Source organism: Bradyrhizobium guangdongense (genome assembly GCF_004114975.1).
GTDB classification, from domain to species: Bacteria; Pseudomonadota; Alphaproteobacteria; order Rhizobiales; family Xanthobacteraceae; genus Bradyrhizobium; species Bradyrhizobium guangdongense.
The window spans coordinates 3,989,980-4,001,909 of record NZ_CP030051.1; the positions used below are offsets into that span (position 1 = coordinate 3,989,980).

The following is an 11,930-nucleotide window of genomic DNA, read 5'->3' on the forward strand; positions in this document are numbered from 1 at the left end:
AGAGGGGGATCTCATGAGGGACGGCAACCGGACGAAGGCCCCAAATTTTCAAAACAGGGCCGCGACCGGCGCAATAAAAAGAAACTCAAAGCGAGAAAAAAACAATGGCGGCAGACCGCGCACAAAACCTACAGGACACCTTCCTCAACCACGTTCGCAAAACCAAAACGCCACTGACGATCTTTCTGGTCAACGGAGTGAAGCTCCAGGGCATCGTGACCTGGTTCGACAATTTCTGTTTGCTGCTTCGGCGCGACGGTCACTCGCAGCTCGTCTACAAGCATGCGATCTCGACCATCATGCCGGGCGCTCCGATCCAGCTGTTCGAAGGCGGCGAGGACCAGCCGGCTTGAGAGTGATCTGATTGGAACCCCGGAATTTCGACGGGGATGCCGACCGTCCGCGGCCGGCAGGGGCTAAGCAAACGGGGCGGGTGCTTGTCATCGGCCCCTATTTGCGGGCGCGCGCGGGAAGTGCCGACGCGCAATCGGAAGGTCATGTCCAGCGAGACGCCGAGGCCCGGCTCGACGAAGCCGCGGGCCTTGCGCGTGCGATCGACCTCGTCATTGCCGACGCCATCATCGCGCCCATCAGCCAGATCCGGCCTGCGACCTATATTGGCAAGGGCAAGGTCGAGGAGATCGCCGCACTGGCCAAGTCTCTCGACGTCGAGCTCGTGGTGATGGATTGCGCGCTGGCGCCGATCCAGCAGCGCAATCTCGAGAAGGAATTGCACACCAAGGTGCTCGACCGCACCGGGCTCATCCTCGAAATTTTCGGCCGCCGCGCCAAGACCAAGGAAGGCGCGCTCCAGGTCGAGCTTGCTCATCTCAACTACCAGCGCTCGCGCCTGGTGCGTTCGTGGACCCATCTCGAACGCCAGCGCGGCGGTTTCGGCTTCATGGGCGGTCCCGGCGAGACGCAGATCGAGGCCGACCGCCGCCTGATCCAGGAGCGCATCACCAAGCTCGAGGGCGAGCTGAAGAAAGTACAGGCAACGCGCCGTTTGCATCGCGCCGGCCGCCAGCGCGTGCCGTATCGCGTGGTCGCGCTGGTGGGCTACACCAATGCCGGGAAGTCGACGCTGTTCAACCGCCTGACGCGCGCCGACGTCCAGGCCGCCGACATGCTGTTCGCCACACTCGATCCGACCCTGCGCGCGCTCAACTTGCCGCATGGTGGCAAGGCGATGCTGTCGGACACGGTCGGCTTCATCTCCAATCTGCCGACCCAGCTCGTCGCGGCCTTCCGCGCCACGCTGGAGGAGGTGCTGGAAGCCGATGTCATCCTGCATGTCCGCGACATCTCGCACGAGGACGCCGAGGCCCAGCAGAGCGACGTCGACGCCGTGCTGCGCCAGCTTGGCATCAATCCTGATGATTCAGGCCGCATCATCGAGGTCTGGAACAAGATCGACCGCTACGAGCCTGAAAAGCGGGAAGAGCTTCTGAACATCGCGGCGCGCCGGCCCGAGGACCATCCGGCGATGCTGGTCTCTGCCGTATCAGGCGAGGGCATCGATGCGCTGCTCGCTGCGATCGAAGAGCGCCTTGCCGCCAAACGCACCACGCTCGACCTCTCCATCGACGCCGCCGACGGCGCCGGCATCAGCTGGTTGCATCGCAATGCCGAGGTGCTGGCGAAAGAGCTGCACGACGGACGGTTCGACATGACCGTGCGGGTGGACGAGACCAAGCGGGATATCGTGGTGAACAGGTTCGACGCCGTGCCGCATCTGCCGGCGTGAGCGGCACGGCGTAGCTCGGGATGGAGCGTAGGTTCTCGCCTCTGGACTGACTGCTCGCGGATTTCGGCAGGTCCGGATCAGACGCCGGAACTTATCGTCAACTCGTTCGCGGATTGGCTCCGCCAGCTGATCGCAGCTGAGGAGAAAACAATTAGCAGATAGGCAGCTCAATCGGACAGCTCGAGACACATGAACTGGTTGTGCGGGCTCGCCTGATAGTCGGCGAACGCCTCACAAGAGACGAAGCCTGCGCTGCGATAGAGCGAGACGGCGGGCGCGTGCAGCGGTGCTGTGCCGGTCTCCAGGCTGAGACGCGCGTAGCCGCGTTTGCGGGCTTCGGTAATGATGTGCTGCAGGATCGCGCGGCCAACGCCGGTTCCGCGCGCGGCAGGGGCGGCGCGCATCGATTTCACCTCTGCATGCACGTCGTCCAGTTGCTTGAGAGCGCCAAATCCAGCTAGGGCATCGCCGTGCCAGACGGTCCAGAAAGTGACGGCCGGATCCGAGAGACCACTCGCATCCAATGCCTGCGCGTGCTCGCCCATGACGCTGCGCAACTCTTCCAAATGATGCTTCAACAGATCGGCGACGTGAGGCGCCTTCGGGTCGTCCTGCCTGATGTCCACTGCGTGTCCTTGTATCAGCCGGCGGTCTTCGCCTCGGTCCACAGCGCGTCCATCTCCGCCAGCGAGGCCTGCTCCAGCGTGCGGCCCTGCGCTTGCAGCGTCCGCTCGATATAGGCAAAGCGTCGCTCGAACTTCGCATTGGTCGCGCGCAGCGCGGCTTCCGGATCGGCCTCGACATGGCGGGCGAGGTTAACGAGCGCAAACATGAGGTCGCCGGTCTCTTCGGCGATCTCCTGCTTGTCATTGCGGTCGAGCGCGGCCTCGATCTCGTCGGCTTCCTCGCGGATCTTTTGCAGCACCGCGCGCGGATCGTTCCAGTCGAAGCCGACGGTAGAGGCCTTGCGCTGCAGCTCCATGGCGCGCGTCAGCGCGGGCTGGCCCGCCTTCACGCCCGACAGCAGCGATTTGTGCGGCGGCTCTGCCTCGGGCGGCCGGCGCGCGGCGCGCTCGGCTTTCTCCTCGGCCTTGATGCGGTCCCAGACTTCCTTGACGTGGGAGGAGGCGAGATTGCCGTCCTTGTCCGCAAAGACATGGGGATGCCGCCGGATCATTTTTCGCGTGATGGCTTCGACGACATCTCCAAAAGCGAAAGCGTTTTGCTCCGAAGCCATCTGGGCGTGGAACACCACCTGCAACAGCAGATCGCCGAGCTCTTCGCGGAGATCGTCGAGATCGCCGCGCTCGATGGCGTCGACCACCTCATAGGCCTCCTCGATCGTGTAGGGTGCGATCGTCGCGAAATCCTGCTCGAGGTCCCAGGGGCAGCCGGTCACTGGCGTGCGCAGCGCCGCCATGATCTCGATGAGGCGGGAAATGTCGCGGGAAGGGGTCATTGCGGCCGGTCTCCTGGGTCCCAAACCTTATGCCAAAAGCGGCTGGCCAATCCCAGCCGGGCGCGGCGCAACAGATCGATTTCCACCGATTGGCGGGCGAGGCCTGCAGTGCTAAAGCGCGGCCATGAGTGAAGCATTTTCATCACAAACCGCGCTGGTGCTGTTCTCCGGCGGCCAGGATTCCACCACCTGCCTCACCTGGGCGCTGAGCCGCTTCGCGCGCGTCGAGACCTTGGGCTTCGAGTACGGCCAACGCCACGCCGTCGAGCTCGATTGCCGCCAGCGGCTGTTCGACGGCATCAAAACCTTGCGCTCTGACTGGGCGGCAAAGCTCGGCGAGAGCCACACGCTGTCTATCCCCACGTTGGCCGCGGTGTCGGAGACCGCGCTGACTCGCGATGTCGCGATTGCGATGGGCGCCGACGGGTTGCCGAACACCTTCGTGCCCGGCCGCAATCTGGTGTTCCTGACCTTTGCGGCGGCACTCGCCTATAGGCGTGGCATCACCCACATCGTGGGCGGTATGTGCGAGACCGACTATTCCGGCTATCCAGACTGTCGCGACGAGACCATTCGCGCCATGCAATCAGCACTCTCGCTCGGGATGGCGAGAGAATTCGAGCTGCATACACCGCTGATGTGGATCGACAAGGCCGCGACGTGGAAGCTCGCGCATGACCTCGGCGGCGAGGGACTGGTCGACCTCATTCGCGACCAGTCGCACACCTGCTATCTCGGCGAACGCGGCGCCCGCCATGACTGGGGTTATGGGTGCGGCGAATGCCCGGCGTGCAGCCTGCGGGCGAAGGGGTGGCGGGAGTATGTGGCGGGACGGTAGCGCCACCGTCATTGCGAGGAGCTCAGCGACAAAATTGCGAAGCAATTTTGCGCAGATGCGACGAAGCAATCCAGACTGCTGCCTAGGAACGATTCTGGATTGCTTCGCTACGCTCGCAATGACGGTGTATGCGGCGCCAGCTTACCGAAAATCCTCCGCCTTAAGCTCGATCGGCTTGCCGTGCGGCGTGCGATCAGCGGCATGGTCCCAGGCATCGCGATAGCGATGCAGCGTGTCCATTGAGGCTACGCCCTTGCGCGCGACGAGGCCTTCCAGCGTGGCGAGCCAGTGCAGATAATAGGTCTCGCCCGTATCAGGATCGCCGGCGGCCTGCGCGCGCTTGATCTGGTCGGCGAGTGCGGCGGCCCATTCCGGCCAGGTGAACACGCCGCGATCGTGCAGGCTCAAGGCCATCGCGAAGGCGTGCGCTTCCCAGGGCGCGCGGAACACCGGACCGTCGTCATCGCGCGGGATGCTCGGAATCGCCGCGGTGGCCGCGGCCGCAGCAGCGCTGCTCATCACGCCGGATCCAGGTAAGGCTCGAACGCATCGATCGAGACCTTCAGGGTCGGATCACCGTCCGCACCCCAGAGGTCGCGGCCTTCGAACACCACCGTGTAGAGCCATTGCGGATTCTCGCCGCGCTCCATCGCCGCGGTGTCAGGAAACACGTGGCAGCCGTGGTTCAGCTCGACCACGCCGACATGGCCGCGCACGTAGCGCGGCAGCCGCGTATGCGTGGCCGGGTGAATGTTTTTCGCCCGCACGCGATCGCCGATCTTGAATTTGGCGGGCGCAGGGGCAGGGCGGGCAAACTTGCCGCGCACCATGACGCGCTCGACATTGGCGAGATCGAACTTGCCGTGCTTGAGGGCCTTGCCAGGCTGCATGGCATGACCGGCGGCGACCTCCTCGCGGGTGAGATAGCCCTTGTCGATCAGCATCTCCTCCAGGCCGAGGAACCACTTTTTGTAGTAGGAGCTCGACAGGTAGACGTCCGGCGGCAGCGTCTCGCGATAGTAACGCGAGGTGTCGATGTTGAAGGCGCCGGCCGCGCCCATCGCCCGGACCATTGCCAGGACGCGGGATTCCCACGCCTCGTGAAACATCGGCTCGTTCGGCTCCGGCTCGACCTTGCCGAACCCATCCATGCCGCCCATGTCATGCACGCCGTTCACGACGCCGCTCCGGGCGTTTTGGGGAAACCGGTGCCAATCATGGAGTCGCGCGTGACGAGCTCGGCGAGCTGCTCCTCGCTCCAGCTTTCGGTGCCCGCTGGGCGCATCGGCAGCACCAGGAAGCGCGTCTCGGCGGTCGAGTCCCAGACTCGAATCTCAGTGTCTTTGGGCACACTCACGCCGAAATCGGCGAGCACGCCGCGCGGGTCCTTCACCGCGCGCGAGCGATAGGGCGAGGCCTTGTACCAGACCGGCGGCAATCCCAGCATTTCCCAGGGGTAGCAGGAGCACAGCGTGCACACGACCATGTTGTGACGTTTGGGCGTGTTCTCGACCACGACGAGATGATCGCCCACGCGGCTGACATGGCCGAGCGTGCCGATCGCCTTGCTGCCGTCCTCCAGCAACGCCTTCTTGAAATCAGGATCGACCCAGGCCTTGGCGACGACGCGCGCGCCGTTATGCGGGCCGATCTTGGTTTCATAGGCCTGGATGATGGCGTCGAGCGCGGCCGGCTCGACATAGCCCTTTTCGCTCAGAATTGTCTCGAGCGCGCGCACGCGCAGCTCGGTTTCCGACAATTCCGAATGATCGTGATCGTGATGATGGTGGTCGTGGCTCATGGGCGAAAGATTAAGCGCAATGGTCCTGTCCTGTCGAGCATTCGTTGCGGCGCGCTTGGTCCCATATTCGTGACGCCGTTTACGCGCTACGATCAGGCAAAAATCAGCTTTGGAGATTCCCCATGAAGGACTTCATCAAGATCGAGAGAGGCCTCGGGCCAGAGGGGCGGATCGCCGTGGTGCGGTTCGATCGGCATGACGGCATCAATGCGTTGTCGCCCGAGGCGCTGCGCCAGCTCACCGCGGCGGCGCGCAGCTTCGAGGATGACTCGGCGACATCAGTCGTGGTGCTGACAGGCAATTCGGGTGCCTTCAGCGCCGGATTCGATTTGAAAGACGCCGAAGGACGATCGCGCAAGGAAATGGATCTCGGCACGCTCAGGCGGCATCTCAAGCTCGGGCCGCGCCTGACGCACGCCTGGCAGGAGATGGAGCAGATCACCATCGCTGCGATCGAAGGCTTTTGCATTGGGGGCGGCGTGGCGCTTGCGGTCGCGCTCGACTTCCGCGTGATGGGGAGCGATGCGCATTTTCGGGTGCCTGAAATCGGGCTCGGCATGAACATGAGCTGGCAGAGCATTCCACGCATGCTGCATCTGATGGGACCGGCCCGGACCAAGCAGGCGGTGATCCTGGCCGATGAGCGCATCTCGGCCGACGAGGCCTATGAATGGGGCCTGGTCGAGCAGGTCGTCGACCCCGGCCATGCCTTCGATGCCGCCATGGAACTGGCTCGCAAGGTGGCCGTACAGCCGCCGCTCTCGGTCGCAATGACCAAGCTGACCGTCAACCGGCTCGCGCATGCGCTGGACGATCTCGCCAGCCACATGGACGTCGACCAGTTCGCGCTGGCGAGCCTCAGCGAGGACCACAAGGAGAGCGTCGAGGCGTTCCTGGGCCGCCGCAAGCCGCGGTTCAGGGGACGGTAGATCCGGGCCCATTGATCCCGGCACGGACAATCCGTATACGCCGCGCGGGGGACGGCCCGGCTCACGGGCCGCGCGAAACCGGGACGATCGAGGGGAGGGCGCATGACCGCCAGTTCGCAGGCAGCTGAGGCGAAGGGCGTTCGCTGGAAACTTGTCGCGCCGCTGGCGGTGTGGTTGGCGATCTATCTGGTGCCGGTGCCGGCGGGCCTCAACGTCAACCAGTGGCACTACTTCGCCGTGTTCGCGGCCGTCATCACCGGGCTGATCCTGGAATCGATGCCGGTCGGCGCGGTCGGCCTGATCGGGCTCACGGTCGCGGGCGTTGGCGGCTATATTGATGCCGATCCCAACAAATCATTGCGCTGGATGCTGGCGGGCTTTGCCGAGAGCACGGTGTGGCTGATCGTCGGCGCCTTCGTGTTTTCGATCGGCTATCGCAAGAGCCAGCTCGGCCGGCGCATTGCGTTGGTGCTGGTGCGACGCCTGGGGCGAAACACGCTCGGGCTCGGTTATGCGGTGGCGATGTCCGACTTCCTGCTCGCGCCGGCAACGCCCTCCAACACCGCGCGCAGCGGCGGCATCGTCTATCCCATCATCAGCAACATCCCGCGTATCTACGGCTCCGAGCCGGGGCCGACCGCGGGCAAGATCGGCACTTACGTGATGTGGACCGCCTTCGCGGCCACTGCGATCACGAGCTCGCTGTTCTTCACCGCGCTGGCGCCGAACGCGGCCGCGCTCGCGATCGCCAAGAAGACGGTCGGGGTCGATGTGAGCTGGGGCCAGTGGTTCGTCGGCTTCGCACCGCTCGGCATTTTGCTGATGATTCTCGTTCCGCTGCTCAGCTACGCGATCTGCCGTCCCGAGGTGAAGCGCAGTCCGGAAATTTCCGAATGGGCCGCCAAGGAGCTCGGCGCGATGGGCCCGATGTCGCGCAACGAATGGATCATGCTGGCGCTGATCGTGCTGGCGATGTTTCTGTGGATCGCGGGCTCGAGCCCGGACATCCATGTGCCGGTCCTCGGCTCCAACTTCGTCAACGCCACCACCGTGGTGTTCATCGTGATCTCGCTGATGCTGATCACCGGAGTAATCGAGTTCGCCGACATCGTCAGCGAGAAGAGCGCCTGGGAGGTGTTCTTCTATTTCACGTCGCTGCTGACGCTAGCCTCCGGCCTCAACGAGATCGGTTTCATCAAATGGTTCGCCAATGAATTTGCAAAGCCGTTGACGGGGCTTGCGCCGTCGACCGCGATGATCCTGCTGGTCGCGCTGTTCTTCTGGATCCACTATTTCTTCTCGAGCATCACCTCGCATGCCGCGGCCGTGCTGCCGGTCGTGCTCGCGGTCGGATCCGGCATCCCCGATCTGCCCGTGGCGACGCTGGCGATGCTGTGCATGTATTCGCTCGGCCTGATGGGCGTGATCTCGCCTTACGCGACCGGGCCGGCGCCGATGTATTACGGCAGCGGCTATATCGGGAAGGGCCAGTTCTGGGGCTTCGGTCTGATGTTCGGGGCGCTCTATTTCGCCGGGTTGCTGCTGATCGTGCTGCCCTGGCTGCAAATGCGATGAGCCGGACAGGGGACTGATACCCCCGCAGACGAATTTTCTTTCCCGAGGAGGGATTGGGAAAACTTGGCCTAATCCTCCGCAAATATCTGACATTGCAAGGAAGACTGGAAAAGGCAAAGGTGTGCTGCATTGCAGCGCCGCCATCGAGCGCCTGCCTTCGTTCCATCCTCCGTCGCCTGGATAGCGACCTGGTTCGCGTGCGCCTGTCGGGCGGGCGCGCTAGATGTCGTGCATGAAAGCCCTTTCCATGAATGCGCACCCATCGCTCGTGATCGGAGAACCGATCGAGACCCAACACGCCGCGGCTGAGCCCGAGGCGATGGTCCGCTTCGAGAACATCGCGAAAACCTACCCGGCCTATCGTGGCAAGCCGGGCGTCAAGGCGCTGCAGAATGTCGATTTTGCCATTCCCCGCGGATCCATCACCGGCGTCATCGGCCGCTCCGGCGCCGGCAAGTCGAGCCTGGTCCGCCTCATCAACGGCCTGGAGAAGCCCAGCGCGGGCCGCGTGATCGTCGATAACAGGGATATCTCCGCGCTGACCGGACGCGAGTTGCGGCTGGCGCAGCGCTCGATCGGCATGATCTTCCAGCATTTCAATCTGCTGTCATCGCGCACGGCCGCTGACAATATCGCGCTGCCGCTCGAGATCGCCGGCTGGTCCAAGGCCGACATTCGCGCGCGCGTGACCGAGCTGCTTGCGCTCGTCGGCATCGCCGACAAGCACGACCGCTATCCGTCCGAGCTCTCCGGCGGGCAGAAACAGCGCGTCGGCATTGCTCGCGCGCTGGCAACGCGGCCGAGCGTGCTGCTGTCGGACGAGGCGACCTCCGCGCTCGACCCGCAGACGACGCGCGCGATCCTCGATCTGCTTGCGAATATCAACCGCGAGCTTGGTGTGACCATCGTGCTGATCACCCATGAAATGTCCGTGGTGCGCCAGCTCGCCAGGGAAGTCGTGGTGCTCGATGCCGGCCGCGTCGTCGAGAGCGGGCATGTCGCCGACATCTTCACCCACCCCAAGCACCCGATCACGCAGTCATTCCTGTCGGAGGTGACCGGCGACAGCCTGCCGGTCTCCCTGGCGAGCCGGATCGTACAGGAGCCTGGTCGGCATGCCGTGATCCGCGTCCAGGTGCGCGGGGCAGGGGCCGGCGACACGCTGGTTGCGCGGCTTGCCCGCGAGCTGGGCCTCGACGTCTCGCTGCTGTCGGCGCGCATCGACGAGATCGGCGGCCAGCATGTCGGCGCGCTGGTGCTCGGCATTCCCGGCGGGGACGGCGCCGCGGCGCGCGCGCTGGCCTGGCTGTCTCAACATCAACTCTCCGCGGAGCGTCTCGGCTATGTCGCCTGAACTGATCAACCTGATCCTCCAGGCGACGTTCGAGAGCCTGTACATGGTCGGCATCGCCGCGCTGCTCGGCACCGCCATCGGCCTGCCGCTCGGCGTCTTCCTCGCCACCAGCCGCAAGGGCGAGCTGTTTGCGGCGCCCATCGTCAACCGCGTGCTCGGCGCCGTCGTGAATGCGACGCGCTCGACGCCTTTCATCATTCTGGTGGTCGCCATCATCCCGTTCACGCGGCTGATTGCCGGCACCTCGATCGGCTCGACGGCGGCGATCGTACCGCTGACCATCGCCTCGGCGCCGTTCATCGCGCGGCTGGTCGAGGCGGCGATCCGCGAGGTCGATGCCGGCCTGATCGAGACCGCGTCCTCGTTCGGCGCATCGCCGATCCAGATCGTGTTCAAGGTGCTGATCCCCGAGGCGCTGCCGGGCCTGGTGCTGGCGCTCACTCTCGCGACCGTGAGCCTGCTCGGCTACTCCGCCATGGTCGGCGCGGTCGGCGGCGGCGGGCTTGGCGATCTCGGCATCCGCTACGGCTACCAGCGCTTCATGCCGGAAATGATGCTGGCCGTCGTCGTCGTGCTGATCGCGCTGGTGCAGCTCGTGCAGAGCGCAGGCGACCATCTGGCGCGCCGGCTCAATCGCCGGCTGCGGCACCCCTGATCAAGGCGAAGGGGCGGCGAGAGAGGCCGGCTCGTGCGGTGGCTCCGTAATCGACACCGCGCCTGCAACGATGCTGTCGAGATCCACCAGCAACAGATCGGCCATGTGGGTGAGCTGGTGCAGCGGGATGCTGATCTCGCCGCTCTCGGCGCGTGAGATGAACTCGGGCGAGACGCCGACGAGATTGGCAATTTGAGCCTCGGTATAGCCGCGCGCCTCGCGCGCGCCTCTGACCTGCGCGCCGATGTGGCGCCTGTGCAAAGCCTGCTCTTCCTCGGTCATCATGAGGGCCTGCTCTTCCGCGCTCGCGACGCCATCGGCGAAGGCGACGCCGAGCAGCCGCCGCTTCTGCCAGGCGATGCGGCAGGTCTTGCGCAAGCCGTCCGCGAAGATCAGCGTGGCCTGTTTCGGAAACGCCAGCGACCAGTCGAGCTTCAGCCGCGCGCCCGTGCCCGAAACGTCCGCGATCGTGCAGGGGATGCTCACGATGCCCCTCGCGCCATCGAACTCGATGATCCCCGTCCTGGCCGTGGATTGCCTGGTCGCAGCGCGCAATTCGCTCATGGACGTCGCCCCCGGATATCAGGCCCTATGGAAAATTCCCCAGACGTTCTTACCGTTGGGTTTCCCAGGGCTCAATCGAACCCGCAAGCCATGGTGAAGGATTGGTTCTGAACCTTCCGGCCCGGCAACGCCACAAAGACTGGAGATCACTCCCAGCCTTCCGGACGGTCGCGATGAGATCGCTTGCCTTGCTCTGCCTGCTCGCCTTCGCCATGCCCGCGCACGCGGCATCTCCCGAGCAGCACTATCTCGACCTGCGCGATCGCTACATCGCCAAGTTCTCGAAGGCCAAGGAGGGCGACGAGACCTATAAGCAGCACGAGGCGGCGCTCAATGAGCTGACAGGGCTCCTGCGCGGCCTCGTCGGTCCGGTCACGATCAAGGGGCTGCCGGCCGACGGCAAGTCGAACGTCGACACGCTGTTTCGGGACGACATCGGCTTCGGCCATCTCGACGGGCTCGGCTTCGCCACCGAAGGCGACAAGCAGCAGGCCGTGGTGACCACGACCTCGCTGCTCAAGCACTGGCTGCGCGAACACGGCAAGGACGGCCTGCCGCAGGAGATCGACGCGGCATTCCGGTCGGACCGATTCTACTATCAGGCGATCCAGGACGCCGCCTTCGCCAAATATGCGGAGTTGCCGATCACCAAGCCCTCATCTGCAAGTCTGGCGATGGCCGTGCTCGGCCTCCGCGGCAATGGCGACCTGAAGGGGCCGCCGCATGAAATCGACGTCGTCGCGGTCCAGGGCGAGAAAGTCTACTTCCTCGCCGTCACGGACGCCGTCAAGACGTCAGAGATTCCAACTTGCGAGAAGGTCTGGAAGCAGATGATGGCAAGAAAGACCCCGCAGGATTCGATGGCGAGGGAAGACCAGGCGATGGACGCCTACACCAAATGTTTTGCCAGGGAAGCGCCGACCCAGAGCTGGTTCGCCGCGGCCGTCAAGAAGGCGCAGAGCCAGCTCGAGCTGCTGCCGTTGCGTTGACTTGGGTCAAGTGTAAGTC

General features: G+C 64.6%; 14 protein-coding genes. 8 read left to right on the forward strand and 6 right to left on the reverse strand.

Features of this window, described 5'->3' with window-relative positions; all coding sequences use genetic code 11:
- Positions 1–104 precede the first annotated feature (104 nt).
- Positions 105–353: an RNA chaperone Hfq gene (gene hfq / locus X265_RS19085; RefSeq protein ID WP_007591126.1), complete on the forward strand. Its 249-nt coding sequence runs from the start codon at positions 105–107 to the stop codon at positions 351–353.
- 11 nt (positions 354–364) lie between these two features.
- Positions 365–1,747 carry a GTPase HflX gene (hflX, locus tag X265_RS19090; protein WP_164938682.1) on the forward strand — a complete coding sequence of 461 codons (1,383 nt, stop codon included), beginning with the start codon at positions 365–367 and terminating at the stop codon, positions 1,745–1,747.
- A 167-nt stretch (positions 1,748–1,914) separates the two neighbouring features.
- Here the strand turns inward: hflX and X265_RS19095 are convergent, their stop codons facing one another.
- A complete protein-coding gene (locus tag X265_RS19095) occupies positions 1,915–2,373 on the reverse strand; it encodes a GNAT family N-acetyltransferase (RefSeq protein ID WP_128966205.1) in 459 nt (152 codons plus the stop codon).
- 14 nt (positions 2,374–2,387) lie between these two features.
- Positions 2,388–3,206: a nucleoside triphosphate pyrophosphohydrolase gene (gene mazG / locus X265_RS19100; protein WP_128966206.1), complete on the reverse strand. Its 819-nt coding sequence runs from the start codon at positions 3,204–3,206 to the stop codon at positions 2,388–2,390.
- Positions 3,207–3,330: 124 nt separating this feature from the next.
- Here mazG and queC point away from each other — a divergent pair, with 124 nt between their 5' ends.
- The gene (queC, locus tag X265_RS19105) at positions 3,331–4,044 is read left to right on the forward strand and encodes a 7-cyano-7-deazaguanine synthase QueC (protein WP_128966207.1); all 714 of its coding nucleotides are present in this window, start codon (positions 3,331–3,333) and stop codon (positions 4,042–4,044) included.
- A gap of 141 nt (positions 4,045–4,185) precedes the next feature.
- Here the strand turns inward: queC and X265_RS19110 are convergent, their stop codons facing one another.
- Genes X265_RS19110 through nthA form a run of 3 tightly spaced genes read right to left on the reverse strand, consistent with a single transcriptional unit; the run spans position 4,186 to position 5,845 of the window.
- A complete protein-coding gene (locus X265_RS19110) occupies positions 4,186–4,563 on the reverse strand; it encodes a nitrile hydratase accessory protein (protein ID WP_164938683.1) in 378 nt (125 codons plus the stop codon).
- The gene (gene nthB, locus X265_RS19115; RefSeq protein WP_128966209.1) at positions 4,563–5,222 is read right to left on the reverse strand and encodes a nitrile hydratase subunit beta; all 660 of its coding nucleotides are present in this window, start codon (positions 5,220–5,222) and stop codon (positions 4,563–4,565) included. The genes X265_RS19110 and nthB overlap by 1 nt, the downstream gene beginning before the upstream one ends.
- Complete coding sequence (gene nthA / locus X265_RS19120) at positions 5,219–5,845, reverse strand: nitrile hydratase subunit alpha (protein WP_128966210.1); 627 nt, start codon at positions 5,843–5,845, stop codon at positions 5,219–5,221. The genes nthB and nthA overlap by 4 nt, the downstream gene beginning before the upstream one ends.
- A gap of 122 nt (positions 5,846–5,967) precedes the next feature.
- On the opposite strand from nthA, the gene X265_RS19125 reads away from it, so the two are divergent.
- The 4 genes from X265_RS19125 to X265_RS19140 all read left to right on the forward strand — a co-directional run bounded on the left by X265_RS19125 (position 5,968) and on the right by X265_RS19140 (position 10,358).
- Positions 5,968–6,774 (forward strand): enoyl-CoA hydratase/isomerase family protein, encoded by an 807-nt coding sequence (locus X265_RS19125; RefSeq protein WP_128966211.1) that lies wholly within the window; start codon positions 5,968–5,970, stop codon positions 6,772–6,774.
- Between the two features lie 102 nt (positions 6,775–6,876).
- Positions 6,877–8,349 carry a DASS family sodium-coupled anion symporter gene (locus X265_RS19130; RefSeq protein ID WP_128966212.1) on the forward strand — a complete coding sequence of 491 codons (1,473 nt, stop codon included), beginning with the start codon at positions 6,877–6,879 and terminating at the stop codon, positions 8,347–8,349.
- 232 nt (positions 8,350–8,581) lie between these two features.
- Positions 8,582–9,703 (forward strand): methionine ABC transporter ATP-binding protein, encoded by a 1,122-nt coding sequence (locus X265_RS19135; protein WP_188637379.1) that lies wholly within the window; start codon positions 8,582–8,584, stop codon positions 9,701–9,703.
- Positions 9,693–10,358, forward strand: coding sequence for a methionine ABC transporter permease (locus X265_RS19140; RefSeq protein ID WP_128966213.1), 666 nt, complete (start codon positions 9,693–9,695; stop codon positions 10,356–10,358). The genes X265_RS19135 and X265_RS19140 overlap by 11 nt, the downstream gene beginning before the upstream one ends.
- On the opposite strand, the gene X265_RS19145 is transcribed toward X265_RS19140, so the two are convergent.
- Complete coding sequence (locus X265_RS19145; RefSeq protein ID WP_128966214.1) at positions 10,359–10,922, reverse strand: helix-turn-helix domain-containing protein; 564 nt, start codon at positions 10,920–10,922, stop codon at positions 10,359–10,361. It abuts the gene before it with no gap.
- Between the two features lie 173 nt (positions 10,923–11,095).
- Between X265_RS19145 and X265_RS19150 the strand changes: the two genes are divergently transcribed.
- Positions 11,096–11,911 (forward strand): hypothetical protein, encoded by an 816-nt coding sequence (locus X265_RS19150; RefSeq protein WP_128966215.1) that lies wholly within the window; start codon positions 11,096–11,098, stop codon positions 11,909–11,911.
- Positions 11,912–11,930: the final 19 nt, after the last annotated feature.